The sequence below is a fragment of the Pseudonocardia terrae genome (genome assembly GCF_021343995.1).
Lineage (GTDB): Bacteria > Actinomycetota > Actinomycetes > Mycobacteriales > Pseudonocardiaceae > Pseudonocardia > Pseudonocardia terrae.
In genome coordinates, this window is the sequence record NZ_JAJTTE010000014.1 from 108,509 (window position 1) to 134,316 (window position 25,808).

At 75.1% G+C, this 25,808-nt stretch carries 27 protein-coding genes; 14 read left to right on the top strand and 13 right to left on the bottom strand.

All coding sequences use genetic code 11. The annotated features are described in order from the left end of the window. Nucleotides 1–19: 19 nt before the first annotated feature. Both LWC33_RS12000 and LWC33_RS12005 read right to left on the bottom strand, forming a co-directional pair. Nucleotides 20–751 carry an ABC transporter ATP-binding protein gene (locus LWC33_RS12000; RefSeq protein WP_233304373.1) on the bottom strand — a complete coding sequence of 244 codons (732 nt, stop codon included), beginning with the start codon at nucleotides 749–751 and terminating at the stop codon, nucleotides 20–22. Continuing rightward, nucleotides 748–1,569 carry an ABC transporter ATP-binding protein gene (locus LWC33_RS12005; RefSeq protein WP_372476594.1) on the bottom strand — a complete coding sequence of 274 codons (822 nt, stop codon included), beginning with the start codon at nucleotides 1,567–1,569 and terminating at the stop codon, nucleotides 748–750. Before LWC33_RS12005 ends, LWC33_RS12000 begins: the two co-directional genes overlap by 4 nt. A gap of 206 nt (nucleotides 1,570–1,775) precedes the next feature. Between LWC33_RS12005 and LWC33_RS12010 the strand changes: the two genes are divergently transcribed. Both LWC33_RS12010 and LWC33_RS12015 read left to right on the top strand, forming a co-directional pair. After that, a complete protein-coding gene (locus LWC33_RS12010) occupies nucleotides 1,776–3,086 on the top strand; it encodes a PucR family transcriptional regulator (protein WP_233304374.1) in 1,311 nt (436 codons plus the stop codon). A 64-nt stretch (nucleotides 3,087–3,150) separates the two neighbouring features. Then, nucleotides 3,151–3,909, top strand: coding sequence for an HAD family hydrolase (locus LWC33_RS12015; RefSeq protein ID WP_233304375.1), 759 nt, complete (start codon nucleotides 3,151–3,153; stop codon nucleotides 3,907–3,909). On the opposite strand, the gene LWC33_RS12020 is transcribed toward LWC33_RS12015, so the two are convergent. The 3 genes from LWC33_RS12020 to LWC33_RS12030 form a co-directional block, all read right to left on the bottom strand. Further along, nucleotides 3,861–4,388: a flavin reductase family protein gene (locus LWC33_RS12020; RefSeq protein WP_233304376.1), complete on the bottom strand. Its 528-nt coding sequence runs from the start codon at nucleotides 4,386–4,388 to the stop codon at nucleotides 3,861–3,863. The two genes, LWC33_RS12015 and LWC33_RS12020, sit on opposite strands and share 49 nt — an antisense overlap. 278 nt (nucleotides 4,389–4,666) lie before the next feature. Beyond that, nucleotides 4,667–5,728 carry a sigma-70 family RNA polymerase sigma factor gene (locus tag LWC33_RS12025; RefSeq protein WP_372476595.1) on the bottom strand — a complete coding sequence of 354 codons (1,062 nt, stop codon included), beginning with the start codon at nucleotides 5,726–5,728 and terminating at the stop codon, nucleotides 4,667–4,669. Nucleotides 5,729–6,038: 310 nt separating this feature from the next. After that, on the bottom strand, nucleotides 6,039–7,313 hold the full coding sequence (locus LWC33_RS12030; RefSeq protein ID WP_233304377.1) for an alpha/beta fold hydrolase: 1,275 nt from the start codon (nucleotides 7,311–7,313) through the stop codon (nucleotides 6,039–6,041). Nucleotides 7,314–7,569: 256 nt separating this feature from the next. Between LWC33_RS12030 and LWC33_RS12035 the strand changes: the two genes are divergently transcribed. From LWC33_RS12035 to LWC33_RS12045, 3 genes are all read left to right on the top strand, one after another. Beyond that, a complete protein-coding gene (locus LWC33_RS12035; RefSeq protein WP_233304378.1) occupies nucleotides 7,570–9,375 on the top strand; it encodes a PHA/PHB synthase family protein in 1,806 nt (601 codons plus the stop codon). A 55-nt stretch (nucleotides 9,376–9,430) separates the two neighbouring features. Then, nucleotides 9,431–9,871 (top strand): helix-turn-helix domain-containing protein, encoded by a 441-nt coding sequence (locus LWC33_RS12040; RefSeq protein WP_233304379.1) that lies wholly within the window; start codon nucleotides 9,431–9,433, stop codon nucleotides 9,869–9,871. A gap of 172 nt (nucleotides 9,872–10,043) precedes the next feature. Beyond that, on the top strand, nucleotides 10,044–10,358 hold the full coding sequence (locus LWC33_RS12045; protein WP_233304380.1) for a hypothetical protein: 315 nt from the start codon (nucleotides 10,044–10,046) through the stop codon (nucleotides 10,356–10,358). Nucleotides 10,359–10,366: 8 nt separating this feature from the next. Here the strand turns inward: LWC33_RS12045 and dtd are convergent, their stop codons facing one another. Further along, nucleotides 10,367–10,792, bottom strand: coding sequence for a D-aminoacyl-tRNA deacylase (dtd, locus tag LWC33_RS12050; protein ID WP_233304381.1), 426 nt, complete (start codon nucleotides 10,790–10,792; stop codon nucleotides 10,367–10,369). Then, a complete protein-coding gene (locus tag LWC33_RS12055; RefSeq protein WP_233304382.1) occupies nucleotides 10,789–12,297 on the bottom strand; it encodes a DUF7782 domain-containing protein in 1,509 nt (502 codons plus the stop codon). Before LWC33_RS12055 ends, dtd begins: the two co-directional genes overlap by 4 nt. 54 nt (nucleotides 12,298–12,351) lie before the next feature. Here LWC33_RS12055 and LWC33_RS12060 point away from each other — a divergent pair, with 54 nt between their 5' ends. The 3 genes from LWC33_RS12060 to LWC33_RS12070 all read left to right on the top strand — a co-directional run bounded on the left by LWC33_RS12060 (nucleotide 12,352) and on the right by LWC33_RS12070 (nucleotide 13,924). Next, on the top strand, nucleotides 12,352–12,924 hold the full coding sequence (locus LWC33_RS12060; RefSeq protein ID WP_233304383.1) for an HhH-GPD-type base excision DNA repair protein: 573 nt from the start codon (nucleotides 12,352–12,354) through the stop codon (nucleotides 12,922–12,924). A gap of 77 nt (nucleotides 12,925–13,001) precedes the next feature. Then, nucleotides 13,002–13,436 carry an ArsR/SmtB family transcription factor gene (locus tag LWC33_RS12065; protein WP_233304384.1) on the top strand — a complete coding sequence of 145 codons (435 nt, stop codon included), beginning with the start codon at nucleotides 13,002–13,004 and terminating at the stop codon, nucleotides 13,434–13,436. Nucleotides 13,437–13,579: 143 nt separating this feature from the next. Further along, on the top strand, nucleotides 13,580–13,924 hold the full coding sequence (locus LWC33_RS12070) for a DUF3099 domain-containing protein (protein WP_233304385.1): 345 nt from the start codon (nucleotides 13,580–13,582) through the stop codon (nucleotides 13,922–13,924). Nucleotides 13,925–13,930: 6 nt separating this feature from the next. Here the strand turns inward: LWC33_RS12070 and LWC33_RS12075 are convergent, their stop codons facing one another. Beyond that, nucleotides 13,931–14,842: a pseudouridine-5'-phosphate glycosidase gene (locus tag LWC33_RS12075; protein WP_372476598.1), complete on the bottom strand. Its 912-nt coding sequence runs from the start codon at nucleotides 14,840–14,842 to the stop codon at nucleotides 13,931–13,933. Nucleotides 14,843–14,852: 10 nt separating this feature from the next. On the opposite strand from LWC33_RS12075, the gene LWC33_RS12080 reads away from it, so the two are divergent. Continuing rightward, a complete protein-coding gene (locus tag LWC33_RS12080) occupies nucleotides 14,853–15,107 on the top strand; it encodes a DUF3039 domain-containing protein (RefSeq protein WP_233304387.1) in 255 nt (84 codons plus the stop codon). 296 nt (nucleotides 15,108–15,403) lie between these two features. Here the strand turns inward: LWC33_RS12080 and hrpB are convergent, their stop codons facing one another. Continuing rightward, a complete protein-coding gene (hrpB, locus tag LWC33_RS12085) occupies nucleotides 15,404–17,881 on the bottom strand; it encodes an ATP-dependent helicase HrpB (protein WP_233304388.1) in 2,478 nt (825 codons plus the stop codon). A 135-nt stretch (nucleotides 17,882–18,016) separates the two neighbouring features. Next, the gene (locus LWC33_RS12090) at nucleotides 18,017–18,379 is read right to left on the bottom strand and encodes a DUF3040 domain-containing protein (protein ID WP_233304389.1); all 363 of its coding nucleotides are present in this window, start codon (nucleotides 18,377–18,379) and stop codon (nucleotides 18,017–18,019) included. A 148-nt stretch (nucleotides 18,380–18,527) separates the two neighbouring features. On the opposite strand from LWC33_RS12090, the gene LWC33_RS12095 reads away from it, so the two are divergent. Both LWC33_RS12095 and LWC33_RS35935 read left to right on the top strand, forming a co-directional pair. Next, complete coding sequence (locus LWC33_RS12095) at nucleotides 18,528–19,721, top strand: acyl-CoA dehydrogenase family protein (protein WP_233304390.1); 1,194 nt, start codon at nucleotides 18,528–18,530, stop codon at nucleotides 19,719–19,721. Next, complete coding sequence (locus tag LWC33_RS35935) at nucleotides 19,714–20,889, top strand: acyl-CoA dehydrogenase family protein (RefSeq protein ID WP_233304391.1); 1,176 nt, start codon at nucleotides 19,714–19,716, stop codon at nucleotides 20,887–20,889. The genes LWC33_RS12095 and LWC33_RS35935 overlap by 8 nt, the downstream gene beginning before the upstream one ends. A gap of 69 nt (nucleotides 20,890–20,958) precedes the next feature. On the opposite strand, the gene LWC33_RS12105 is transcribed toward LWC33_RS35935, so the two are convergent. Both LWC33_RS12105 and LWC33_RS12110 read right to left on the bottom strand, forming a co-directional pair. Beyond that, on the bottom strand, nucleotides 20,959–21,189 hold the full coding sequence (locus tag LWC33_RS12105; RefSeq protein ID WP_233304392.1) for a hypothetical protein: 231 nt from the start codon (nucleotides 21,187–21,189) through the stop codon (nucleotides 20,959–20,961). 28 nt (nucleotides 21,190–21,217) lie between these two features. Then, complete coding sequence (locus LWC33_RS12110) at nucleotides 21,218–22,357, bottom strand: inorganic phosphate transporter (RefSeq protein ID WP_233304393.1); 1,140 nt, start codon at nucleotides 22,355–22,357, stop codon at nucleotides 21,218–21,220. A 285-nt stretch (nucleotides 22,358–22,642) separates the two neighbouring features. Between LWC33_RS12110 and LWC33_RS12115 the strand changes: the two genes are divergently transcribed. The 3 genes from LWC33_RS12115 to LWC33_RS12125 all read left to right on the top strand — a co-directional run bounded on the left by LWC33_RS12115 (nucleotide 22,643) and on the right by LWC33_RS12125 (nucleotide 24,821). Further along, nucleotides 22,643–23,104, top strand: a complete 462-nt coding sequence (locus tag LWC33_RS12115) for a DUF1059 domain-containing protein (protein WP_233304394.1) — start codon at nucleotides 22,643–22,645, stop codon at nucleotides 23,102–23,104. A 68-nt stretch (nucleotides 23,105–23,172) separates the two neighbouring features. Continuing rightward, on the top strand, nucleotides 23,173–24,192 hold the full coding sequence (locus LWC33_RS12120) for an NAD(P)-dependent alcohol dehydrogenase (RefSeq protein ID WP_233304395.1): 1,020 nt from the start codon (nucleotides 23,173–23,175) through the stop codon (nucleotides 24,190–24,192). Nucleotides 24,193–24,209: 17 nt separating this feature from the next. Next, nucleotides 24,210–24,821, top strand: a complete 612-nt coding sequence (locus tag LWC33_RS12125) for a TetR/AcrR family transcriptional regulator (protein ID WP_233304396.1) — start codon at nucleotides 24,210–24,212, stop codon at nucleotides 24,819–24,821. Here LWC33_RS12125 and LWC33_RS12130 read toward each other — a convergent pair. After that, a complete protein-coding gene (locus LWC33_RS12130; RefSeq protein ID WP_233304397.1) occupies nucleotides 24,791–25,792 on the bottom strand; it encodes a TIGR03842 family LLM class F420-dependent oxidoreductase in 1,002 nt (333 codons plus the stop codon). The two genes, LWC33_RS12125 and LWC33_RS12130, sit on opposite strands and share 31 nt — an antisense overlap. Nucleotides 25,793–25,808: the final 16 nt, after the last annotated feature.

A 25,808-nucleotide genomic window follows, 5' to 3' on the forward strand; every position in this document is an offset into this window, starting at 1 on the left:
GCCCGGTCGTGTGGGTCGGTCAGAAGCCCAGGTAGGCGTGTCGGAGGGCGTCGTCGGCGGCGAGCTCGGCGGCCGGCGCGCTCGCCACGACCCGGCCGAGGTTGAGCACGACCCCGATGTCGGCCACGGACAGGGCGCTGCGGGCGTTCTGCTCCACGAGGAGCACCGCGAGCCGGGACCCCTCGACCCGCTCGCGGAGCAGCTCGAAGATCTGGGCGACGACCCGCGGCGCCAGACCCAGCGACGGCTCGTCGAGCAGCAGGACGTCGGGTCCGCAGGCCAGCGCACGCCCGATGACCAGCATCTGGCGCTCGCCGCCGGAGAGGGTGTGCGCGTCCCGACGGCGGCGCTCGGCCAGCGGCGGGAACATCGCGTAGACGTCGTCGATCGCGGTGTCGGTGCGCCCGCGGGCCTTGCCCAGCAGCGCGCCGAGCCGCAGGTTCTCCTCCACGGTGAGCTCGGTGATCACGCCGCGCCCCTCGGGGACGTGCGCGATCCCGGCCCGGGCGATCCGCTCCGGCGCCGCCCCGGTGAGGTCGACGTCGCCGGCGTGCACGCTCCCGGACCGGGCGGGCACCAGGCCGGAGACGGTGCGCAGCAACGTGGTCTTGCCGGCGCCGTTGGCCCCGAGCACGGCGGTGATGCGGCCCGGCCCGGCCGTGACGTCGACGCCGTCGAGCGCGGTGACCGGGCCGTAGCCCGCGGTCAGCCCGGTGACCCGCAGCGCCGCGGTGGTGGCCGGGGCGCTCACCGGTGGGCCTCCTCGCCGAGATAGGCCGCGACGACGGCGGGATCGTCGCGGACCGCGTCGGGCGGGCCCTCCGCGACCACCTTCCCGAAGTCCAGCACCGTGATCCGGTCACACACGCTCATCACCAGGTCCATGTGGTGCTCGACCAGCACCACGGCCATCCGGCCGGCCAGCTCGCGCAGCAGCGCGCCCAGCTCGTCCATCTCGTCGCCGCCCAGCCCGCTGGCGGGCTCGTCGAGCAGCAGCAGCTCGGGCTCGGCGACCAGCGCCCGGGCCAAGGCGACCCGCTTCTGCACGGGGTATGGCAGGCTGCCGGGCAGTTGGTCGGCGTGGTGCGCCGCGCCCAGCTCGTCGAGCGCGGCGAGGGCGCGCTCGCGCAGCGCCCGCTCGTCGCGGTCCGAGCGGCGCAGGGCCAGCAGGCCGGAGAGGAACCCGGCACGGCGGTGCCGGTCGGCCCCGACCATGACGTTCTCGGCCACGGTGAGCCCGCGGAAGAGCCCGACGCCCTGCAGCGTGCGCGCGATCCCCATGCCCGCCAGCTGGTGCGGGCGCAGCCGGCGCACCGGGGCGCCGTGCCAGCGCAGAGCGCCGGAGTCGGGCCGCACGAATCCGCAGCAGACGTTGAACAGCGTGGTCTTGCCCGCCCCGTTGGGGCCGATCACGCCGTGCACACCGCGCGGCGGCACGGCGAGCGAGACCCGGTCCAGGGCGACGAGCCCACCGAACCGCACCGAGACGTCGTCGACGGCGAAGAGGACCGCGTCCCCGGCGGCGGACGGACCGCGGTCGGCGGCGTGATCGGCGGGGGGTGCGGTCACGGGCGGGCCTCCCGGGCTGCGGCGGTCGGGCGGGGTGCGACGGGGATCCGGTGACCGCTGGTGAGCGGGATCACTCGGTCGGGGACCACATTGGGCGCCGCGACCAGCGAAGGCCATGGGCGCGGCGCCCAGGATCCGTGTCCGAATGCTGGGCGGAACGCCCGAATGGGTGGACGGCCCGTTGTGACCTGTTGCACAGTGATCCGGTGCGTCCCGTCGACGAGGAGCGGCACGCCCCGGGCCGCCCCGCCGATCGCCCGCGGGCCGGCCGAGACCTGGACCCGGCCTCCGACGAGGCGCTGCGGGTGCTGGGGGCCGCGCTGTTCGACGAGCTCGACGCCCTCGCGGACCGGCTCGCCCTGCGGATCCTGCGGCGGGAGCGCTGCTACCTGGAACTGGACCTGGTCGACGAGCTGCGCCAGGCCTGTCGGGTGAACCTGTTGCGCGGCATCGAGGTGCTGGCCGACGTCGTGCCCGAGGGGGTCGACCCGGCGGACACCACGCGGGAGACCGGGCGGAGCCGGGCGCGGCAGGGCGTCCCGCTCGAGGCCGTGCTGCACGCCTACCGGCTCGGCTGCCGGATCCTGTGGGACGCGCTGCGCGAGGCCTCCCGGGCCCGGTTCGGCGGCGTGCACGACGCCGGCCTGCTCGACGCGGCCGGGTTCGTCCTGCGCACCAACGACGGCAGCTCCGCCGCGCTCGTCGACGCCTACCGGCACGAGGAGCACCGGATGCGGGGCCAGGACCTCGGCCGCCGGCGCGCCGTGCTCGACGCGCTGCTGGCCGGCCGGGGCCGCGACCCGGGCTTCGCGCGCGACGCCGCGGCGATCCTGGGCCTGCCGTCCGGCGGTCCGGTGCTGTGCGTGGTCGGCGGGATCGAACGGGCCCGGTGCGACCCCCTGCGGGACCCGCACGAGGCCCTGTCCGCGCACCGGATCGCCTCGTTCTGGATGCTGCGCGAGGACGAGCTGGTAGGGCTTGTCGCGCCGTCGGCGCGGCGGGCCGCGGAGGTGCCCCGCATCCTGGAGCCGCAGGTCGCGGGCCGGGTGGGGCTCTCCGCCGCCGTCGCCGACCTCGGTGCGGCCGACGCGGCGTACCGGATGGCCCGGACCGCAGTGCGGACCCTGAGCGGGCCCGGGCTCGCGGTGCTCGACGACCGGCTGCCGGAGGCCCTGCTCGCCGACAGCCCCGAGCTGCTCCCGCGGGTCCTCGACGCCGGGCTCGGCGGCCTCCCCGCCCTCCCCGAGGCCGACCGCGCCGTCCTGCTCGAGACCTTGGAGGCGCTGCTCGCGCACGGCGGCTCGCCCACGCACGCGGCGCAGGCGCTGTTCTGCCACCGCAACACGGTGATCTACCGGATGCGCCGGATCGAGGCGGTCACGGGGCGGCGGATCTCCGAACCGCGCGACCGCCTGCTGCTCAGCCTGGGCGTGATGGCGGCGCGCACCGCCGCGGGGGCGGCCCCGGACCCGCCCGCGCCCGGTCCCGACCAGGAGGTGGACACCCGGGCGCGGTGATCCGTTCACCCGCGCGCCGCCCGCCGTCCCCCCACCGCTCACCGGGGCGCGATGGAGTGCTGCGATGCGTCTGGCGGTCCTCGACCTGATCGGTACCACGATCGCCGACGGCGGCCTGGTGCTCGACGCGGTCCGCCGCGGCCTCGTGTCGGTCGGCGTGCCCGTCGCCGGCCCGCGGTACCCGGCGCTGCAGCGGCAGGCCCGGGCGACGACCGACCGCCCGGTCCTGCGGGTCTTCGCCGACCTGCTCGACGGCGACCTGCGCCGGGCGCGGCTCGCGGCCGACGCCTACGAGGCCCACCTGCGGGACGCGGCCGAGCGGGGTCGGGTGCGCGAGGTGCCGGGCGCGGGCGCGGCGATCACCGCGCTCCGCGAGGCCGGGACCACGGTGGCGCTGGTGGGTGGGGTCGGCGCGGAGACGCGGGACGTGCTCCTCGCAGGCGCGGGCCTGGCGGCCGACCTGCTGTTCGCCCCGGCCGACGTCGGCGGGCGCGGCTGGCCCGACCCGGACCTGGTGCTGGCGGCGGTGAAGGAGGTCGACGCCGAGGCCGCGGACTGCGTGGTCGTGGCGGACTCGACGGCGGGGATGGCCGCCGCGGCGCGGGCGGGCGCCGGGCTGGCGTTGGGGGTGCAGAGCGGGGCGCACTCGTCCGCGCGGCTACGCGCGGCGGGCGCCCACGACGTCCTCGTCTCGGTCGTGGAGCTCCCGGCGCGGCTGGGCCTGCCGCAGCCGCGGCGACAGCCGCCGGCGCAGCCCGGCCCGTGGGACGACGGTCAGCTGGTCTCCTCCGACTCGCTGGCCACCGGCGGGGTGAGCCCGTAGTTGCCCCGGTAGAACAGCAGGGGCAGACGGCTGGCGTCGGCGCCGAGGTCCGACACCCGGCCGAGGACGACCGTGTGGTCGCCGCCGTCGAACTCGTTCCACAGCGTGCAGTCGATCCAGGCGCTCACGCCCTCGAGCACGGGGGCGCCGGAGGGGGCGGGGGACCACCTGACGCCGGCGAACTTGTCCGTGCCGGAGCGGGCGAACCCGTTGCTGTACTCCTGGTGGTCCTCGGCGAGCACGTTCACGCAGAAGGAGCCGACCTCGCGGATCCGCGGCCACGTGGAGGAGGTCCGGGCGGGGGAGAAGGAGATCAGCGGCGGGTCGAGCGACAGCGAGGCGAACGACTGGCAGGTGAAACCCAGCGGCGCGTCCGGTCCCTGCGCGGTGATCACGACGACGCCGGACACGAAGTGCCCCAGCACGTCGCGCATCGTCTCGGGGGTCACCGGCTGGGGGGTCTCCGTCGCACTCGGCATGCCCCGAGCCTAGGCAGCGGCCGCCCGGATCTCCATGCCTCGCGGGAGGGCGGTGTGACACACCCCGCCGGCCCGGCGGGCGAGATCCACCGATCGGGCCCGCCTGTCGGCGGGGCGCGGTGCCGAGCCGGACCCAGAATGATCACCGGCCGGCGGCGTCACCGCTCGAGGGGAGCCCGGGGGACGGCGTCGGCCCCGTCCGCGGACGCGACGCGGCCCCGCACCCGATCGGGGTGCGGGGCCGCGTGTCCCGTGTGTGGCTCTCGTGTGCCGGCTGCTCAGCTGGCGTAGGCGCGCAGGCGGTCCGCCCGCTCGCCGACCCGCAGCTTCGCCATGACCTCGCGCTCGATCTGGCGCACGCGCTCGCGGGAGAGCCCGAAGCGGCGGCCGATCTGGTCCAGCGTGCGCGGCTGGCCGTCGTCGAGGCCGTAGCGCATCCGGATCACCGCCTGCTCGCGCTCCTCCAGCGTGCCGAGGACCCGGCGCAGGTCGTCGTGCAGCAGGTGCGAGATGACCGTGTTCTCGGCGTCGGCCGCCTGGTCGTCCTCGATGAAGTCGCCGAGCGGCGCCTCCTCGTCGCTGCCGACGGGCATGTCGAGGCTCACCGGGTCCCGCGCGTGGTCGAGCAGGTCCGCGATCTTCTCCTCGGGCAGGCCGGACTCGGCGGCCAGCTCCTCGTGGGTGGCCTCGCGGCCGAGGCGCTGGTGCATGTCCCGCTTGATCCGGGCCAGCTTGTTGACCTGCTCCACCAGGTGCACGGGCAGCCGGATGGTGCGGGCCTGGTCGGCCATGCCGCGGGTGATCGCCTGCCGGATCCACCACGTGGCGTAGGTCGAGAACTTGAAGCCCTTCGCGTAGTCGAACTTCTCGACCGCGCGGATGAGGCCCAGGTTGCCCTCCTGGATGAGGTCGAGCAGCGGCATGCCGCGGCCCGTGTAGCGCTTGGCCAGCGAGACGACCAGGCGCAGGTTCGCCTCGAGCAGGTGGTTGCGGGCCCGCTCGCCGTCGCGCACCACGGCCCGCAGGTCGCGCGCGTACGCCGGGTCGAGCTCGCGCCCCTCGGCGCGGGCGGTGTCGAGCACGTGCGTCGCGAAGACGCCGGCCTCGATCCGCCTGGCGAGGTCGACCTCCTCCGCTGCGGTGAGCAGGGCGGTCTTGCCGATGCCGTTCAGGTAGACGCGGACCAGGTCCGCGGCCGGGCTCTGCGCGTCGAGATCCTCGGCGGTCAGCTCCGGCCGACCGCTCTCGCGGACCTCGTCCACCGTCTCCTCCGTGACCTCCTCGGGCGCCTCGGGGGACGCCGGGGACGCCGCGGTCCGCCCGCGGGCCGACTTCTTCACGGCGCCGGAGCGCGAGGACGAGGTACGCTGGCCGGGAACGCGAGCCGGCGCGCGGCGCCGGGTGGGCGCGGCCGCAGAGTCGCTACCGGTGCTCCGGCGCGCGGATCCGGTGTGTGCAGGGTCCAGTGCGGGATCCACCGTCGGTGCCACTGTCATGGACGTTCCTCCCCTAACGCGACCCGGGCGGTTCGCCAGTGGGACCAGGCCCTCCGCCGGGGTTCTACAGGGTTGAACGCACGGGTGCGGATAAACGTTCCCGGCGGCGCGCATCCGCCGTGCGGGTGATGGCTGCCGGGAACGTCCCCCCGCGTCAGGCGACGCCCGAGATGCCGTTCGTGGAGAGCGAACGGACCTCGGCCATGAGCGCGGGCCAGTCCCGGTGCAGGGCGTTACGCCCGGTGAACAGGCCCAGGTGGCCGCCGGCGGCGATCCGCTTCGTGATCGACTCGGCGGGGGTCGACACGTGGTCGGCGATCGCGAACAGCTGCGCCGGCGGTGTGATGTGATCCGTCGCACCCGCGAGCAGGAACAGCGGGCAGGAGATCGCGTCGAGCCGGGCCGGACGCCCGTCGACCTCGAGCTCGCCGCGCACCAGCCGGTTGCGCCAGAACAGGTGCTCCACCAGCCAGAGGTAGAACGCCCCCGGGATGTCCTGGGTGTGCTTGAACCAGTCCTCGAACACCCGGTAACGCCCGACGTGGGCGGGGTCGTCGACGTCGGCCAGGAGGCGCAGCTGGCGGCCGATCTCCGCCTGCGGCTGGATCATCACGAAGTTCGCGAGCACCGCGGCCCCGGCCATGGTGCCGCCGTTGGCCGCGACCAGGGCGCGGTAGGGCGCGAGCCCGAACCGGCCGGCGAGGGCCTGCGTCGAGGCCGCGATCACCGAGTCGCCCGCGTGGAAGTCGATCGGGGCACCGGCCAGCGTCAGCGTGTGCACGCGCTCGGGGTGCAGCGTGGCGTAGATCGTGGCCAGCCAGCCGCCCTGGCAGTCGCCCACGAGGTTCGCCCGCCCGCCCATCCGGCGGATCGAGCGGTCGATCACCTCGATGTAGTCGGTGATGGTGATCCGCTTCGTCGCGCGCGTGGCCGGGCACCAGTCGAGGGAGTAGAGCCGGGTCAGCCCGGACTCCCGCAGCGCGGTCAGCTGGCTCTGCCCCGGCGCGAAGTCGACGACCGTCGAGCTGTGCCCCGCCTGCGGCGGGAGCACGAGCGTGGGGACGACGGGATCGGCGCGGTGCTCGTCGGCGGTGAAGTCCCGCAGCACCGCGAAGTCCGTCTCGAGCGTGATCCGGTGCGGCAGGTGCCAGCGGGGCTCGGCGCGGTCGAAGACGGTCGTCCACCAGAGCGCGGTGCGCGCGGGGGCCGCCCACGGGCGCCGGGCGAGGGACCACCAGGCCGCACCGGCCGCCTTGCCCGCCTCGGCCAGGCTGCGGCTGGCCGTCTCGGTGCCGTAGCGGAGGAGGAAGCGGTAGGGGTGCTCGGCGGCGGGACCGAGGGAGGTGTCGACGGGAGTGCCCGCGAGCTCCTCGGTACCGCTGCGCTGGAGGGTGCTCTCGCCCGTGTCGCCGGACAGCGCGCTTGTCATGGTCGTCTCCCATCGCCGGTGATGTCGACCGTCGTGTGCTACTCGACGGTAGGTCGTGGTGCGTATCCCGAGCAACAGCTGACCTACCCGGGAGTAGTGCTTGCTATGCCAAGCGCAGGTGACGGGGCTTACGAAGTGACCTGAATCCATCACCCCCCGCTACCGGGGAGTACCCCCCACCATGGGGCGACCGCCCGCCGGAGAGCCCGATCGGCCCGGGGCGGGGACATCCGTTTCATGGGGGAGGCCACCGCCGATGACGTCCAGGAAGACACTCGAAGCTGTCCCGCCGGCCGCGGGGGCGACCGGCTCGGACCCGGCATCCGACCGGGCGCGGGCCGAGGAGCGTGCGCGCCGGGCGGTCGGCTCGGTCGCCGGGGCGGTGAAGGACCGGATCGACCCGCGGACCGTGGCCGCCCGCCTGGACCCGATCGGGTTCGTGCCCGCGCTCGCGGGCGCGGCCAAGGCGGTCGCCACGCACCCGGGGACCGCCGCGAAGGTCGGCCTCGGCTGGGGTCTCGACGCGACGCGCGCCGGGGCCGTCTCCGCGCTGCGGGCGGTCGGGGCCACGGCGGACGGCCCGGCCGTCCTGCCCGAGCGCGACCCGCGGTACAAGAACCCGGTCTGGGAGCAGAACGCCTGGTACTGGCTGTGCCGCCAGGAGTACGCGCTCTTCGCCGCCCGGCTGCGCGAGCTCGCCGGGGGGCTGGAGCTCGAGCCGGTCACCCGGCGCAAGATCGACTTCCTGGTCGCGCAGCTGATCGAGGCCGCCGCCCCGCCGAACTGGCCGGCCGGCAGCCCGGGCATGGTGCAGAAGGCCTTCGAGACCGGCGGGCGCAGCCTGGTCCGCGGCGCCCGCAACGCCCTGCGCGACCTCGTGCAGAACGGCGGCCTGCCGCGCCAGCACACCCCGGGCGACTTCGTGGTGGGGGAGACCCTCGCCGCGACGCCGGGCAAGGTCGTGTTCCGCAACCGGCTGATCGAGCTGATCCAGTACGCGCCGCAGACGCCCACCGTGCACGCGGTCCCGCTGCTGATGAGCCCGCCGTGGATCAACAAGTACTACATCATGGACCTGGCGCCGCAGCGCAGCCTCGTGGAGTGGGCGGTCCAGCACGGACACACGGTGTTCATGATCAGCTACCGGGATCCCGACTCGTCGCTGCGCGACCTGACGATGAGCGACTACCTGCTCGAGGGCCCGGTGGCCGCGCTCGACGTGGTCCAGGAGATCACCGGCGCGCCGAAGGTGAACGTGGCCGGGCTGTGCCTCGGCGGCACGCTCGCCGCCTCGATGCTCGCCTGGTTCGCCGCGCGCGGCGAGGACCGGGTCAACAGCCTCACGCTGATGAACACGATGCTGGACTTCACCAAGCCGGGCCAGCTGGGCGTGTTCACCGACGAGCCGACCGTCGACCGGCTCGAGCGGACCATGCGCAAGGACGGGTACCTGCCGGCGTCGAGCATGAAGCGCACCTTCGACCTGCTGCGGGCCACCGACCTGCTGTGGAACTACGTCGAGGTCAACTGGCTGCAGGGCGGCGACCCGGTGCCGTTCGACATGCTCACCTGGAACGCGGACTCCACCCGCATGCCCGCGGAGATGCAGGCCGAGTACCTGCGCGCCCTCTACATCCGCAACGAGCTGGCCGAGGGCAAGTTCGAGCTCGCGGGGGAGCGGCTGGACCTGCAGAGCGTCCGGCAGGACGCGTTCGTGATCACCGCCGAGCGGGACCACATCGCGCCGTGGGAGTCGGTCTACCTCGGCGCCCGCAAGCTCGGCGGGACCGTGCGGTTCGTGCTGTCGAACTCCGGCCACATCGCCGGCGTCGTCAACCCGCCGTCGCCCAAGTCCCGGCACTGGTTCACCGAGTCCACGGAGCTGTCGGCGAGCGCGCAGCAGTGGCGCGACGACGCCACCGAGCAGCGCGCCAGCTGGTGGGAGGACTGGGCGACCTGGGCCGAGGAGCACGCCGGGGACAAGGTCGCGCCGCCGCCGCTCGGCTCCGACGCCCACCCCGCGCTCGGTGACGCCCCGGGCACCTACGTGCTGCGGAGCTGACCGCTCGCCCGCCGGGGCCGCGACACCGCGGCCCCGGATCGGGAAGACTGGGGGCATGACGACGGGTGGTGGTGCCGGTCCGGCTGAGGACCGTGTGCAGGGCGGGGGCTGGTCCGACCAGGTCAACGCGCTGGGCGGGTTCATCCGCGCCCAGCGCCAGATGGCCAAGCTCTCGCTGCGCGAGATGGCCTCCATGACCCGGGTCTCCAACGCCTACCTCAGCCAGGTCGAGCGCGGGCTGCACCAGCCGTCGCTGAAGGTGCTGCACTCCATCGCCGACGCGCTTCAGCTCAACACCGAGCAGCTGTTGCAGCAAGCGGGCTGGGGCGGCGGGGTCGGTGCGGCGGCCGCCGCGAACGGCGGGGCCGAGCCCGCGGCCGAGGAGGCCTCCGCCGGGCCGTGCTCGGTCGAGGAGGCCGTGCGCGCGGAGACGCGCCTGACCGAGGAGCAGAAGGCGGCGCTGCTCGGGGTGTACCGGAGCTTTCTGGAGTCCTGACGAGCGGCGTGCGGGGAGTCGTTGCGGGCGTCGTGACGGGGCCCACGACCAGCTTTGATTGACATACTTAACGCTGCTGCGTAGTTTAGGTAGCGCCACGCCGATCGGCGTGCGTCACCAGAACTCTCCGAGACATCGCCCCGCACGACGGGGCAGAGGAAGGGAGGCCGTCATGGCCGGCACCAGCGAGAAGCTCACCGACTTCGCCAAGCGCGGCCAGGAGGCCGTCAGCTCCGCGTTCGACGCCTGGACCGACGCCGTCGGCTCGCTCGCGTCGTTCCGCCCCTCGGCCGCCGACGCGCAGAGCCTGCTCGACAGCTCGTTCGGCGCGGCCGAGAAGGTCCTCGCCAGCCAGCGCGACTTCGCCAAGGGCGTGTTCGACGCCGGTGTGCAGGTCGTCGAGACCGTGGGCGAGCAGGCGGACAAGGTCTCCGCGAAGGCCCGCACCACCGCGGCCCGCAAGACCACCACCGCCCCGGGCGTCTGACCCGAGGCTCAGGTCTCGACCAGCACGGTGAAGGGGCCGTCGTTCACCGACGCGACGGCCATGTCGGCGCCGAACACCCCCGTCTCCACGCGTGCACCTCGCGCGCGCAGGGCGGCCACCACGGCGTCGACGACCGGCTCGGCCACCTCCGGCCGGGCCGCGGCGGACCACGAGGGCCTGCGGCCCTTGCGGGTGTCGCCGTAGAGCGTGAACTGGCTGACCACGAGCAGCGGGGCACCCGCGTCGGCGCACGACCGCTCGCCGTCGAGCAGCCGCAGCTCCCAGAGCTTGCGCGCCATCCGCTCGACGTCCTCGGCGCCGTCGTCGTGGGTCACGCCCAGCAGCACGAGCAGGCCCTCGCCCTCGATCGCGCCGACGGTCCGGCCGTCGACCGCGACCGAGGCGCCGCGGACCCGCGCGGCGACCGCCCTCACCGGGTGGCCCCGGCGGGTAGCAGCACGCCGTGCCGCACGAACTCCCGCACGGCGGGCAGGGCGGCCTGCACCAGGGCGTCGACCGGGCGGTCGTGCGCGTAGGACAGCAGCGCGAACAGCTCCGCCAGGGGCAGCGCGCCCGAACAGCCCGCGAGCAGCGCGGCGGCGGGCTCGTCGACCTCGTGCCGCCACTGCGGCCCGTCGGCGAGCACGACCGCCGCGCCCGCGTCGGACCAGCCCTCGTCGCCGGCCACGGCGTAGCGCTCCAGGGTGGCGTTGGGGGAGAGCGCGAGCCGGGCGCCCAGCAACGCCTCGTCGCCCGCGTGGTCGCGCAGCCAGTCGACGCGGTCCAGCCAGCCCGCCATCTCCTCGTCGAGCGGGTCGGCGAGCTCGCCCGGCAGGTCCTCGACCACGATCTCCGGGGTCCGCCCGTCGGGCACCGTGCGCAGCAGCAGGAACCCGAACCCGACGGCCTCGACGCGCTCGGCCTCCAGCCAGTCCAGCCAGGCCCCCGCCTGCGCGCGGGTGGCCGGGGCGGACAGGTCCAGGCCGGCGTCGCGCTGCCACGTGCCGACGTGCAGCGCCGGGTCGGTCACCTCGCGCTGGACGATCCACGCGTCGCAGCCCTCGGGGATCCACGAGCGCACCCGGTCCGGCCAGTCCTCGCCGCGGACGTGCAGCCACGACCCGAGCAGCTGGGCACGCCCGCCGGGCCGCAGCCGGCCGGGGAGGTCGCGCAGCAGCCCGGCCAGCGCCGCGTCGCCGGCCTGACCGGAGTCCCGGTAGACGTACTCGACCCGCGCCGGGCCGGGCACGAACGGCGGGTTGGAGACGATCGCGTCGAACCGCCGGTCGGCCACCGGCGCCAGCCAGGGACCCTCGACGAGGTCGACGTTGTGCACGCCGGACAGCGCGAGGGTGGCGCGCGCCGTCGCCAGCGCCCGCGGTGCCACGTCCGTGGCGGTGACCCGCCCGGAGAACCGGCTCGCGTGCAGGGCCTGCACCCCGCACCCGGTCCCGAGGTCCAGGGTGTCCCGGACCGGCGTGCGGACCAGCGACGACGCCAGCGTGAGCGACGCCCCGCCGACCCCCGTCACGTGGTCGCGGTCCTGCCGCGCGGCGGGTGTGTCGAGGTCGGAGAGGACGTACCAGAGCGCCTCGCCGCCGGCGTCCTCCTCGCCGTAGGGGCGCAGGTCCATCGCCGCGCGCACGCCGTCCGGGGTCCGGGTCAGCAGCCCGCCCTCGACGAGCGCGTCGAGCTCGGGCAGCGGCGGCGCCGCCTCCGTGCCGCCCAGCAGGAACAGCCGGACCAGTGACCCGAGGCCGCCGGCCGCGCGGGTGGCGCGGTCCGCCGCCTCCGGCTCGCCCCGGGTCAGCGCCGCGTGCGCGCCGGCGCCGAGCAGGTCGCGCACGCCGGTCGTGGTGAAGCCCTGCTCGAGCAGGCCGTCGCGGAGCCGGGCGCAGAGATCGTCGGACAACGCGGGGGAAGACCGTGCGGCGTTCATCCCCACCATCCTCACCGATGCCGGTTCGCGCAGGTCACCCGGTACCGTGGGCGGGTGCTGAGCCTCTCCCAGGACGCCGCCGCCGACGCGCTGCTCGACCGCGACCCGCTGGCGCTGCTCACCGGCATGCTGCTCGACCAGCAGGTCCCCATGGAGCGCGCGTTCGCCGCGCCCGCCGAGCTGGCCCGGCGCCTCGGCACGGACACCCTCGACGCGCGGCAGATCGCCGGCCACGACCCCGAGAAGCTGGTCGAGGTGTTCGCCGAGAAGCCCGCGCTGCACCGGTACCCGCGGTCGATGGCGGGCCGGGTGCAGGCGCTGCACCAGGCGATCGTCGAGCGCTACGACGGCGACGTCACCGGCATCTGGTCCGACGCCGCGGACGGGAAGGAGCTGTTCCGGCGGCTGTCGGCGCTCCCGGGCTTCGGCAGGCAGAAGGCCCAGATCTTCGTCGCGCTGCTCGGCAAGCAGCGCGGGATCACGCCGGAGGGGTGGCGCGAGGCGGCCGGGAACTACGGCGAGGAGGGCTCGTTCCGGTCGGTGGCCGACGTCCGCGACCCCGGCTCGCTGGAGCGGGTCCGCGAGTTCAAGCAGGCGGCCAAGGCCGCGAAGAAGGCCGGGAAGTAGGCCCGGGAGCAGGCGGCCGCGAGGTGCGGTGCGGGACACGCCCCGTGCCGTGATCGCCCCGCAGTAGCATCGACGCCGTGCACAAGGTCCCCACCGACCGCCGCGAGATGCGGGTCATCGACCCGGATCAGGTGTGCGACGCGACGGCCGTGCTCGCCGACACCGAGCAGGTCCAGCACGCGGCCACCGTCCTCGACGCGCTCGGCGAGGTGAACCGGCTGTCGATCCTGCTGGCGTTGCAGCACGCCGGCGACCTCTGCGTGTCCGATCTCGCGGTCGCCGTCGGGATGAGCGACAGCGCCGTGTCGCACGCCCTGCGGCTGCTCCGGGCGCACGGCATGGTCACGGCGCACCGCGAGGGCAGGCTGGTGCGCTACCGCATCGCGGGCGGGCTGGCGACGCGGCTGCTCGAGGTCGTGTCCGAGGAGGCCGTCGGGCCGGTGCGGCTGCACGCCCACGGCGCGCACGACGAGCCCGAGGACACCTCCGCGGGGCCCGGCCGCGCGGGCTGAGTCCTGACGGGCACCTTGCGAAATCCGCACGGTCGTGCGCCGACGGGGTGGTCCGCCCACGAATTGTTGCATTGTGCAATCCGCCGCCGGGTCGACGCGCGTACCGTCGGGACGAGTGACACGATGGGGAGGGAGGTGGTCCGGTGACGACCGAACCCAGTCGCTCGACGGGACGGGACTCCGATCCCGTTCTCATCACGGACGCGCAGCGCTCCTACGAGGAGGAGCTCGCCACCCGGAAGCGGCGCTACAAGATCATGATGGGGATGCGCATCCCCTGCATGGTCCTCGCCGCCGTCTTCTACCAGATCCCGTGGCTCGCGGTCGGGCTCCTGGTCATCTCGATCCCGCTGCCGTGGATCGCGGTGCTCATCGCCAACGATCGGCTCCCGCTGAAGTCCGAGAAGGTCAACCGGTACCGGGGCGAGCGGCCCGAGCTGGAGTCGAAGGAGCACCCGGTCATCGAGAGCGGCAACAACAACGGCTGAGCGAGCTCATCCGACCAGGTCCACGGCGACCTCGGCGGCGAGGCGGGCGTTCGCGCGCACGAGCGCGACGTTGGTGGCCAGGCTGGCGCCGTCGCTGGCGGAGTGGAAGTGCTCCAGCAGCGCCGGGGTGACGTCCTTGCCGGCGATCCCGCGTTCGGCGACCAGCCGCAGGCCCTCGTCGAGCAGGCGGTCGTGCAGGCCGGTGTCGAGCTCGTCGGCCTCGGGCACGGGCCGTGCCAGCACCATTCCGGATCCCGGGCCGAGCGCGGTGTGGGCCCGCCAGGCCGCCGCGGCCTCGGCGGGGCTCTCGACCCGCCACGGGACCGGGAAGCCGGCGTCGCGGCGGTAGAAGCCGGGGAAGCGGTCGGTGCCGTAGCCCAGCACCGGCACCGACGACGTCTCCAGGACCTCCAGCGTGGCCCCGACGTCGAGGATCGACTTCACCCCCGCGCACACCACCAGCACCGGCGTCGCCGCGAGGGCGGACAGGTCGGCGGACACGTCCCAGGTCTCCCGCGCGTCGCGGTGCACGCCGCCGAGCCCGCCGGTGGCGAAGACCCGGATCCCGGCGAGCGCGGCGAGCCGGGCGGTGGCGGCGACCGTCGTCGCGCCGGAACGGCCCAGTCCGGCCGCGACGCCCAGGTCCCGCACCGACAGCTTCTCCAGGCCGCCGGCGCACACCCGGTCCAGATGGGCGGGCTCCAGCCCCACGTGCGGGCGACCGTCGAGCACGGCGACGGTCGCCGGGACGGCGCCCGCGGCCCGCACCTCGGCCTCCACCTCGTCGGCCACCTCGCGGTTGCGCGGCGCGGGCAGCCCGTGCGCCAGGAGCGTGCTCTCCAACGCGACGACGGCACCCCCGGACTCCAGCGCGGCGCGGACGGAAGGCGAGAGCACGAGACCGGGCACGTGGGGCATCATGGAGCACATGCCGACCCAGACGCTGCCCGACGTCGAGACCCGGCCCCAGGGGACCGACTCGACCGGCTCCGACGAGCCGAAGATGTTCCACTACGTGAAGAAGTCCAAGATCGCCGAGAGCGCGGTCCTGGGCAACATGGTGGAGGCGCTCTGCGGCGAACGGTTCCCGGTCACGCGCTCGCCCAAGCCCGGCTCGCCCGTGTGCCCGGACTGCAAGAAGATCTACGAGGGACTGCCCAAGGGCGGCGACGGGGGCGAGTGAGACCCCGTCGGCCGGCTGATCCTCGGGCGTCGGCGCGCAGCAGGCCGCTCAGCATCCGGCGGAGCGCGGTCGGCCGGGCGCGGGGTGGTCGGCGAGCACGGAGAAGACGTGTTCGGTGGCCTCCAGCCCGCGCGGCCCGGCCACCGGCCGGGTGAGCACGAGCTCGGGCAGCCAGGGATGGCGGCGGTGGATCTCCCGCGCCTGCAGGCCGACGTCGACGAGGTCGTCGAGCCACGCGCCGGTCGGGCACCCAGGCGGTACTCGCCCGCGAGAACTTCTACGCTTCTGCGGCGGTCCTACTCCGCCGGCCGGTTCCGTCCGGTCCGGCGGGTCGGCGTCGCGGTCCGCGGGTCCTCCGGCCAGTGGTGTCGCGGGTAGCGACCGCGCAGCTCCGCGCGGACCTGCGGATACCCGGTGTCCCAGAAGGAGTCCAGGTCGTCGGTCACCGCGGCGGGCCGGCCCGCGGGCGAGAGCAGGTGCAGCTGGACGGGGACGCCCGCGATCCGCGGCGTGGCCGTCGAGCCGAAGACCTCCTGCACCCGCACGGGCAGGACCGGGCGCTCGCCGGAGTAGTCCACCGCGATCCGGGAGCCGCTGGGCACGGTGATCCGCTCCGGGGCGAGCTCGTCGATCCGGCTCGCCAGCGGCCAGCCGACCAGGCCGCGCAGCGCTGCCCCGGCGTCGACGGTGGCCAGGTCGGCCCGGCGCCGCGCGCCCGCCAGCGGGGCGGCGAGCCAGCCGGCCGGATCGGCGGCCCCGGTCAGCAGGTCCTCCTCGCCCACGGCCGGCCACTCGCCGCCGAGCGTGCGGTGCAGGAAGGCGAGCCGCTCGCGCAGCGCGCGGTCCGCCGCCGACCAGCGCAGCAGGCCGGTGCCCTCGGCACGCAATCCGGCGACCAGCGCCTCCCGGACGAGCGCCGGGTCGGGATCGCGCAGTGGCCGCTCCTCGAGCACGATCGCCCCGAGCCGGCGCACGCGCCGCGCGCGGACGTCCCCGTCGGCCCACCCGACCTCCTCGGCCTCGGTGACCAGCGCCGACGCCACCTCCTCGGCGAGCGCCCGGTCGGCGGCCGCGGCGAGCCGGACGCGTCCGTGCGCGGCCCCGGGGGTGCGGTCCGCGACCGCCACCGCGAGCCACTCCTGCGCGCCCAGCCCGGCGTCGGCGACCTCGACGGCCGTCCCGCCGGCCATGAGGAACACCGGTGCCTCCCCGGGCCGCCGCCGGGCGATGCGCTCAGGGTGGGCCAGGCCCGCCACGAGCGCGGCCGCACCGCGTCCCGCGCCACCCGCGCCCCGGGACCCGGGCACCAGCCGGGCCAGCCGCGCCGCCTCCGCCCGCCACCGCCCGGCCGCGGGATGGCCGCCACCGCGGAGCCGGCCCAGCTCGGCGGCGAGGTCGGTGCCGGTGGCGAGCGTGTCGTCGTCGAGCAGGGCGACGATCTCCGCCGCCGCCCGCGCCCCGACGGCGGCGGCGCCGTCGAGCAGGGCGCGGGCCAGCCGGGGGTGCAGCCCGAGCCCGGCCATCCGCTCGCCGCGCGGCGTGGCGGCGCCGTCGTCGTCGACCGCGCCCAGCGCCCGCAGCACCGCGCGCCCGGCCGCGAGCGGGCCCTCCGGCGGGGCGTCCCACCAGCGCAGGCCGGAGCCGTCGGGCGTCCCCCAGACGGCGAGGTCGAGGGCGAGCCGGGTGAGGTCGGCGGTGCGGATCTCCGGCTCCGGGAACGGGGCGAGCACCTGTCCCTCCGGCCAGCAGCGGTAGGCCTCGCCCGGTGCCTCCCGGCCGGCGCGCCCCGCCCGCTGCTCCGCGACGGCCGCCGACTCCGTGATCGTGATCAGCCCGGCGAGGCCCCGGCGGTGGTCGACCCGCGGGACTCGCGCGAGCCCCGAGTCGACGACCGCCCGCACCCCCGGCACGGTCAGGCTCGACTCGGCGATCGACGTCGCCAGCACGACCCGCCGCCCGTCGGCGCGCAGCGCGGCGTCCTGCTCCGCGGGCCGCAGCCGGCCGTGCAGCGGCAGTACGGGTACACCGAGCCCGTCCGGCCCGGCCAGCGCGGCCTCGGTCCGGCGGATCTCCGGGACGCCCGGCAGGAACGCGAGCACCGCGCCGTCGGTCCGCTCCAGGGCCGCCCGGATCGCGCGTGCCACGCACGCCTCGATCCGCTCGCCCCGCCGTGGCGGCAGGTGCCGGACGGTCACCGGGTGCGTGCGTGCCTCGACCTCCACCACCGGCGCCGGCTCGTCCGCGCCGAGCAGGCCCGCGAGCCGGCCGGCCGCCACGGTGGCCGACGCGGCGAGCAGCGGCAGGTCCGGGCGGAGCCCCTCCCGCGCGTCGAGCAGCAGGGTGAGCAGCAGGTCGGCGTCGAGGTGCCGTTCGTGGCACTCGTCGAGCACCACGGCACCGACGCCCGGGAGCTCGGGGTTGCGGGCCAGCCGGCGCAGCAGCAGCCCCGAGGTCACCACCTCGACGCGGGTGTCGGCGGAGGTCCGCGAGTCGCCGCGCACCGAGTAACCGACGCGGCCGCCGACCTCCTCGCCGAGCAGGGCGGCCATCCGCCGCGCGGCGGCCCGGGTGGCCACGCGCCGGGGTTCGGCGACGACCACGCGGCCGTCGACCCCGTCGGCGAGGGCGAGCGGGACGAGCGTGGTCTTGCCGGTGCCCGGCGGCGCGACCAGCACGGCGGCGCCGTGCGCGGTGAGCGTGCCGGTGACGTCGGCGAGCGCCGCCCGGACGGGCAGGTCGGGGAGCGCGCCGGGATCGGCGACGAGGGCGGGCACGGTCCGCAGTGTGCCCGCCGGGCCGGTGAGCGACGGCGGCGGGCACGACGGGGGAGGAGGGGCTTCCGGGCCGGGCCCGGCACGCGGGTGTCCGCGGCAGGACCGGGGCGGCCCCACCGGTCGGGGTGGGTCTGCTCAGACCTCGGTGCCGCTGTCGGCGCGGCGCTGCGTGGTGGCCTCGACCGCGGCGCGGGCGCGGGCGAGGTTGCGGCCGACCAGGGCGAGGATGCCGACCGTGCCGCCGATGCTCAGCAGCACCGCCAGCGCACCGCCGACGCCGCCGACCGCCGCCGCCACGACCACCACGATCAGCGCGATCACGGCGAAGACGGCGCGGGCGAGGCGGACCTCGGCGGGCGCCGCGTGCCCGCCGCCGGCAGTGTTCTGGAAGCGGTGGTCGAGATCGGGGTACTGGCCGACCAGGCGCCGTTCGAGCTCGTCGAGCTGCTGTCGTTCGGCATCGGTCAATCGCGGGGGGCGGGACTCCGGGACGCTCACCCTTCCTGCATACCCCCGACATGCGGATCCCGACACTCCAGGGGCGCGCGGGCTGTCACCCGTTCGGTGAACAGCCGCCCGCGAGGGGCGAGCGGCCCGGGCCGGGCGGCTCTATCTTAACGAGCGTTCATCACATATCGTCGCCCCCATGAGCACCGCTGCCGACTCGTCCCGGGTCGCGGACGCCGCGCGGAAGGTCGTGCAGGAGCACGATCCGACGCGCGTCCCGACACGGGAGTTCCTCGCCGCCTGTTTCGACGCCGGCCTCTCCTGGGTCCACTTCCCCGAAGGCCTCGGCGGCCTCGGCGTCTCCCGCGGCCTGCAGTCCGTGGCCGACGGCATCCTGCAGGACGCCGGCGGCCCCGTCCCGTTCGCCCTGAACCCCATCGGCTACGGCATGGCCGCGCCGACCCTGCGTGAGCACGCCCAGACGGACGAGCTCAAGCGCGAGTGGCTGCGCCCGCTGGCGACCACCGAGAACATCTGGTGCCAGCTGTTCTCCGAGCCCGGCGCCGGGTCCGACCTGGCCGGGCTGGCCACCTCCGCCGTCCGCGACGGCGACGAGTGGGTGGTCAACGGCCAGAAGGTCTGGACCTCGCTGGCGCACCGGGCCCGCTGGGCGCTGCTGCTCGCCCGCACCGACCCGGACGCGCCCAAGCACAAGGGCCTGACCTACTTCGTCGTCGACATGCAGGGACCGGGCGTGGAGACCCGCCCGCTGCGCCAGATGACCGGGCAGGCCGAGTTCAACGAGGTCTACCTCAACGACGCCCGCATTCCCGACGCCCACCGGCTCGGCGCGGTCGGCGACGGCTGGCGCGTCGCCATGACCACGCTGATGAACGAGCGGAGCTCGATCGGCGCGAGCGGCAGCCGGCGTGGCACCGGCACGATCGCGGACGCGGTCTCGCTGTGGGCCTCCCGGCCCGATCTGCACACCCCGGTGCTCGAGGACCGGCTGACGAAGCTGTGGCTGCGGGCCGAGGCCCAGCGGCTGACCTCCGAGCGCTCCCGTGCCACGGCGACGGTCGGCGGCCCGGGCCCCGAGGGCTCGGTGGGCAAGCTCGTGGGCGCGGAGCTGAACCAGCAGGTCTACGAGTTCTGCATGGACCTCCTCGGCCCCGAGGGGATCCTGTACGACGACTACACGATGCGGGACATGGAACGCACGGACGACTGGCGCGGCCCGCTGCAGCAGCGCTTCCTGCGCTCGCGCGCCAACACCATCGAGGGCGGCACCTCCGAGGTGCTGCGCAACATCCTCGGCGAGCGGGTGCTGGGCCTGCCCGGTGACCTGCGCGCCGACGCCGGCAAGCCCTGGAAGGAGATCCCCCGTGGCTGACCAGCAGGACGCCCGGCCCTTCGTGTTCTCGGAGGAGCAGCGCGAGCTGCGCACCGCGGTCCGCAGGTTCGCCGCCGACAACGCCGACGAGCAGGCGGTCCGGCGGCTGATGGAGTCCGACCCCGGGTTCGACACGAAGGCGTGGGCCCGGCTCGGCTCCGAGCTCGGCGTGCTGGGCCTGTCGGTGCCGGAGGAGCAGGGCGGGGTCGGCGGCACGCTCGTCGACCAGGCCGTGGCCGTCGAGGAGCTGGGCGCGACGCTGTACCCGGGGCCGGTGTTCGGCACCGTGGCGCTGGCCATCCCCGCGCTGGTCGCGGCCTCGGACGGCCCGGTGCGCTCGGAGCTGCTCGGCCCGCTCGTGGAGGGCACGCGGACCGCCGCCGTGGCCGTGGCCGACCGGGCGGGGGCGTTCGACCCCGCGGCGGTGACGGTGCAGGCGACGCGCGCCGGCGACGACTGGACGCTCTCCGGCACCGTCGAGCGGGTGGTCGACGCGGCCGCCGCCGACGACCTGCTGGTCGCCGCCACCGGCCCGGACGGCGTCGCCCTGTTCGCCGTCGACGCCACGGCGGGCGGGGTCGAGCGCACCCCGCTGACCACGCTCGACCTGACGCGGCGGCAGGCCACGCTGCGCCTCGCCGACGCGCCGGCCCGGCTGGTCGCCGGCCCGGACGAGGCGGAGCGGGTGATCGGGCACGCCCTCGTGGTGGGCTCGGCGCTGCTCGCCGTGGAGCAGGTCGGTGCCTCCCAGCACCTGCTCGACCTGACGGTGGAGTACGCGAAGGGGCGCCTGCAGTTCGGCCGGCCGATCGGCTCGTTCCAGGCCGTGAAGCACCGCCTGGCGGACATGCTGGTCGACCTCGAGCACGCCCGCTCCGCGGCCTACCACGCCGTGTGGGCGCTCGGCGACGGCTCGGACGATCCGGCGCTGGCCGCCAGCATCGCGCAGGCCACCTGCTCCGAGGCGTTCGCGCGGATCGCCGCCGACACCATCCAGCTGCACGGCGGCATCGGCTTCACCTGGGAGTACCAGGCGCAGCTGTACTACAAGCGGGCGATCACCGACGCCGCCCTGCTCGGCAGCGCGGAGCAGCACCGGGCGCGGATCGCGCGGCTGGTGCTGGACACCGCCTCGGGCGACGGTGCCCCGGCGGTCGCCACCGGCTGACCCCGCACGAACGGAACGGCCCTCCCGCTCACGTGAGCGGGAGGGCCGTTCCGTACGTCCGGCGGCGCGTCAGGCGACGATGACGTACAGGCCGTAGCCCACGATCAGCGCGGCGGCGGCCAGGCACAGCCCGGCCACGGCCGTGCCGGTGGCGGGACTCATGCCCCGCCGGCCGACGGTGACGGGCTGGTTGCGGGCGGACAGCCCGACCAGGGCGAACGCGACCAGGGCGATCACGGCGACGCCGGCGACCAGCGACACCAGGGCCACGGTCCCGAGTGCTCCCCAGGCGATGTGCACGGTTTCCTCCGCTCGGCTTCGAGCCGGCTCAGGCCGCTAGCCGGACCGGCGGCTCGACCGGATGCGGGGCGGGGACGTCGTTGACGTTCTCGGCGGTGACCGGCCTGCGCCGGGAGATCGCGTAGATCCCGGCGGCCACGGCGACGCCGACGACCGCGACCACGATCGTGCCGACGGTGCCGCTCGACGCGACCCACGCCGCCACGGCGCCGACGATCCCGGCCGCGGGCAGCGTCAGGACCCAGGCGATCGCCATCTGCCCGGCGATGCCCCAGCGGACCCCGGCGAGCCGTCGGCCGGCCCCCGCGCCGAAGATCGCGCCGGAGCAGACCTGTGTGGTGGACAGGGCGAAGCCCAGGTGCGACGAGGCCAGGATGACGGCCGTGGAGGCGGACTCGGCCGCGAAGCCCTGCGGCGACTCGATCGCGCTGACCCGCTTGCCGAGGGTGCGGATGATCCGCCAGCCGCCGAGGTAGGTGCCGAGCGCGATCGCGAGGCCCGCCGAGGCGATGACCCACAGCGGCGGGCCCGAGTTCGGGGCCAGCACGCCCGCGGTGATCAGCGTCAGCGTGATGACGCCCATGGTCTTCTGTGCGTCGTTGGTGCCGTGGGCCAGGGCGACCATCGACGAGGACACGATCTGCCCGGTGCGGAAGCCCTTCGTCACCGTGCCGCGGTCGGCGCGGGCGGTGGCGCGGTAGCCGATCCAGGTGCCGATCAGCGCGACCAGCCCGGCCAGGACGGGGGAGATCGCGGCCGGGATGATGACCTTCGTCAGCACCGTGCCGAAGTTGACGGCGCCGACGCCGGCCGCGACCAGGGACGCGCCGATCAAGCCGCCGAACAGGGCGTGCGAGGAGCTCGACGGCATCCCGACCAGCCAGGTGACCAGGTTCCAGACGATCGCGCCGACGAGGCCGGCGAAGATCACCACCGGAGTGATCCTGGATTCGTCGATGATCCCGCTGGAGATCGTCTTCGCGACCTCCACCGACAGGAACGCGCCGACGAGGTTGAGCACGCCCGCGACGGCGACGGCGACCTTGGGCCGCAGGGCCCCCGTGGCGATGGAGGTCGCCATCGCGTTCGCCGTGTCGTGGAAGCCGTTGGTGAAGTCGAAGATCAACGCGGTGATCACGACCACGATGACGATGAGGGACAAGGACATGACGCCGCCGCTTCTGCCGAAGTAGTGCCGGCTGAAACGGTAGGTTCACCGGGTGAACGGAAGATGAACACAGGGCGAAACCGAGATGCTGCGCGTGCGCGCTGCGTCACCTCGGGCGACGCCGCGTCACTAGGCCGTCCGGCCCTCTCGGTAGGTCCGTCCGGTCTTGTCCGGAACTACGTACAGACGGCCCCCGGCCCCGGCGGTGCAGTGGGGCGCCCACCACGGGCGCGCGACCGACGTGCGGAGGACCCGATGGCCAGGATGATGATCGACTGTCGCACGATGCCGAGCGAGTCGGGCTGCAGCCTGACGATCGCGGGCGAGCCCGAGGAGGTGCTCCGCGCGGCCGTCATCCACGCGGTCGACGTGCACGGCCACACGGACGACCAGGAGCTGCGCGACGGGATCCGCAGCGGCATGGTCCCGGCCCCGGTCGACGTCAGCGCCGGGAGCTTCGTCCAGGTCATCGACTTCACCAGCGACGACGTCGGCCCCTTCGAGGAGCTGGAGGCCGAGTGGCTCGAGGGGATCAACGACGCCCGCACCGCCGCCTGGTCGGTGATGACCGCCGACCGCGACGAGCCGGGCCGCTACTACTTGCTCGTCGGCTTCCCCGACCACGAGGCGGCCATGCGCAACTCCAAGCACCCGGCGACCCAGCGGATCGCCGAGAAGATGTCCGCGATGGCCAGCAACGAGCCCACCTTCCGGAACCTCGACGCCACGCGGGTCAAGACCTTCTGACGGCCGGCCCCGTCCGGCCGGAACCGCTCCGGGGCGACGGATCCCGGCCGGACGGGCACCCTGGGGGCATGGTGGCCTCGATGCGGACCGCGGTGCTGCGGCGGATCGGCGAGATCGTGCTGGAGGAGCGGCCGGTGCCGGTGCCCGGCCCCGGTGAGGTGCTGGTCCGGGTGGCCGCGGTCGGGGTGTGCGGCTCCGACGTCCACTACTACGAGCACGGCCGGATCGGCGACTTCGTGGTCGAGGCGCCGCTGGTGCTCGGGCACGAGCCGGCGGGCGAGGTCGTCGCGCTCGGGGAGGGGGTGACGCGGGTCGGGCGCGGCACGCGGGTGTCGATCGAGCCGGGCCGCCCCGACTTCACCTGCCCGCAGTGCCTCGCGGGCCGCTACAACCTGTGCCCGCGCATGGAGTTCTTCGCGACACCGCCGGTCGACGGCGCCCTCGCCGAGTACGTCGTGGTCCACGAGGCCTTCGCCCATCCCGTCCCGGACTCCCTCGACGACGACCGGGCCGCCCTCCTCGAACCCCTCTCCGTCGGGGTGTGGGCGGCGCGCAAGGGCCGGGTCGGCGCGGGGAGCCGGGTGCTCGTCAACGGCGCCGGTCCGATCGGGCTGGTCGCGACCCAGGTCGCGGTGGCCGCGGGCGCCGCCAAGGTCGTCGTCGCCGACGTGAACGCGCACCGCCTGCAGGTCGCCGCCCGGCTGGGTGCGACGGCCACCGTGGACGTGTCCCGCTCGCACCTGGACGGGCTCGAGCCCGAGGTGCTGCTGGAGTGCTCCGGGCATCCCGGCGCCACCCGCGCGGCGCTGGAGGTGCTGGCGCCGGCGGGCCGGGCGGTGCTGGTCGGCAGCGGCTCGGCCGACCTGGCCCTGCCGCTCGGCTTCCTGCAGCGCAGGGAGATCGAGCTGACCGCCACCTTCCGCTACGCCAACACCTGGCCCACCGCGATCGCGCTCGCCGCCTCCGGCCGGGTCGATCTCGACGCGCTCGTCACGGGTCACTACGGGCTGGCGGACACGGAGGCGGCTCTCACGGCACCGAGCCGTGACCGTACCGCGATCAAGTCGGTGATCCGTCCGGCCGACTGAGCTGCGAGAATGCCGTCGTGGACGTGCGTACGCGGATCCTCGACGCCGCGGTCGAGTGCCTCGCCGCCACGGGGTTCGACGGCACCTCGCTGAGCGCCGTGGCCGGGCGGGCCGGAGTCTCGCGGCCCACGGTGTACCGGCACTTCGGCTCCCGGGAGCAGCTCGTGGAGTCGGCCCTGCTGCGGCTGTCGGAGCAGATCGTGGAGCGGATCTGGGAGAGCGCCCGCGGAGCGGGCTCGGCGGCCGAGCTCGTCGTGGAGACCACCCTGCGCGCCCGCTACGAGTTTCGCACCCAGCCGGCGCTGGCCCCGGTCGCCTTCCCGGACCGGTCGACGTTCGCGCTGGCCAGGGCCAGTCTCTCCGCCGAGGCGCTGGCGATGACGAAGCGGTTCCTCACCCCGGTGCTCCGGTTCCAGCCCGAGCTGGAGGCCGAGCTCGACGAGATCGCCGAGACCGTCATCCGGTTCCTGCTGTCCCTGGTCTGGTTCGACGGCGACGCCGCGGACGAGGACGCCCTGCGCGGCTATCTGCACCGCCGGCTGGTCCCGGCGCTCGGGATCCGGCCGGCGGACGACGTCCGTGGCGCCCGCCGCGCGGGTCAGACCCGGCCGATGACCTCCGCCCCGTAGGCCTCGATCGTCGCCTCGCGGTCGTCGTGCATGGCGTAGACCGCGAACTGGTCGACGCCGAGCCCGGCCAGCTCGGCGAGCCGCTCTCGCTGCGCCGCGGGCGGCCCGAGCAGGCAGAACCGGTCGACGACCTCGTCGGGCACGAAGTCGGTCGTACGGTTCCCCGCCCGGCCGTGGTGGCTGTAGTCGTAACCGGCGCGACCCTTGATGTAGCCGGTGAGCTCGGGCGGCACCGCCGCGGAGGTCTCGCCGTAGCGGGTCACCAGGTCGGCGACGTGGTTGCCCACCATGCCGCCGAACCAGCGCGTCTGGTCCCGGGCGTGTGCGAGATCGTCCGTCACGTACGCCGGCGCCGCCACGCACATGGTGATCGCGTCCGGATCGCGACCCGCCTCCGCGGCCGCGGCACGCACCGTCTTGATCGTCCACTCCACCAGGTACGGGTCGGCGAGCTGGAGCACGAAGCCGTCGGCGCACCGCCCGGCCAGCGCGAGCGCCTTCGGCCCGTAGCCCGCGACCCAGATCGGTACGGCAGGCGCGCCCTCGCAAACCCACGGGATCCGGACCTCGGTCCCGCCGAGGTCGACGGTCCGCCCGGCCGTCAGCCCGCGGATCACCTCGATCGACGCCTCGAGCCGGGCGAGCGTGGTCGGCGGGCGGCCCTGGACCCGCATCGCCGAGTCGCCGCGCCCGATGCCGCAGATCGTGCGTGGCCCGTACATGTCGTCGAGCGTGGCGAACAGCGAGGCCAGCACCGTCCAGTCCCGGGTGCCCGGGTTGGTGACCATCGGCCCGACGACGAGGCGCGAGGTCCGTTCGAGGATCCGGCTGTAGATCACGAACGGCTCCTGCCAGAGCACGTGCGAGTCGAAGGTCCAGCCGTGGCCGAAGCCCAGCTCCTCGGCCCGCACCATCAGGTCGACGACGGTCGACGCCGGCGGGTCCGTCTGCAGCACCAGGCCGATCTCCACCGCACTCACCTCCCGA

Excerpts from the sequence above, each read along its gene's own strand:
- LWC33_RS12015 (WP_233304375.1), top strand. The coding sequence starts at position 3,151 with ATGCGTCTGGCGGTCCTCGACCTGATCGGTACCACGATCGCCGACGGC.
- LWC33_RS12080 (WP_233304387.1), top strand. The coding sequence starts at position 14,853 with ATGCCGACCCAGACGCTGCCCGACGTCGAGACCCGGCCCCAGGGGACC.
- LWC33_RS12045 (WP_233304380.1), top strand. The coding sequence starts at position 10,044 with ATGGCCGGCACCAGCGAGAAGCTCACCGACTTCGCCAAGCGCGGCCAG.
- LWC33_RS12055 (WP_233304382.1), bottom strand. The coding sequence starts at position 12,297 with ATGAACGCCGCACGGTCTTCCCCCGCGTTGTCCGACGATCTCTGCGCC.
- LWC33_RS12030 (WP_233304377.1), bottom strand. The coding sequence starts at position 7,313 with ATGACAAGCGCGCTGTCCGGCGACACGGGCGAGAGCACCCTCCAGCGC.
- LWC33_RS12115 (WP_233304394.1), top strand. The coding sequence starts at position 22,643 with ATGCCGAGCGAGTCGGGCTGCAGCCTGACGATCGCGGGCGAGCCCGAG.
- LWC33_RS12110 (WP_233304393.1), bottom strand. The coding sequence starts at position 22,357 with ATGTCCTTGTCCCTCATCGTCATCGTGGTCGTGATCACCGCGTTGATC.
- LWC33_RS12020 (WP_233304376.1), bottom strand. The coding sequence starts at position 4,388 with ATGCCGAGTGCGACGGAGACCCCCCAGCCGGTGACCCCCGAGACGATG.
- LWC33_RS12120 (WP_233304395.1), top strand. The coding sequence starts at position 23,173 with ATGGTGGCCTCGATGCGGACCGCGGTGCTGCGGCGGATCGGCGAGATC.
- LWC33_RS12095 (WP_233304390.1), top strand. The coding sequence starts at position 18,528 with ATGAGCACCGCTGCCGACTCGTCCCGGGTCGCGGACGCCGCGCGGAAG.
- LWC33_RS12035 (WP_233304378.1), top strand. The coding sequence starts at position 7,570 with ATGACGTCCAGGAAGACACTCGAAGCTGTCCCGCCGGCCGCGGGGGCG.
- LWC33_RS12040 (WP_233304379.1), top strand. The coding sequence starts at position 9,431 with ATGACGACGGGTGGTGGTGCCGGTCCGGCTGAGGACCGTGTGCAGGGC.
- LWC33_RS12075 (WP_372476598.1), bottom strand. The coding sequence starts at position 14,842 with ATGCCCCACGTGCCCGGTCTCGTGCTCTCGCCTTCCGTCCGCGCCGCG.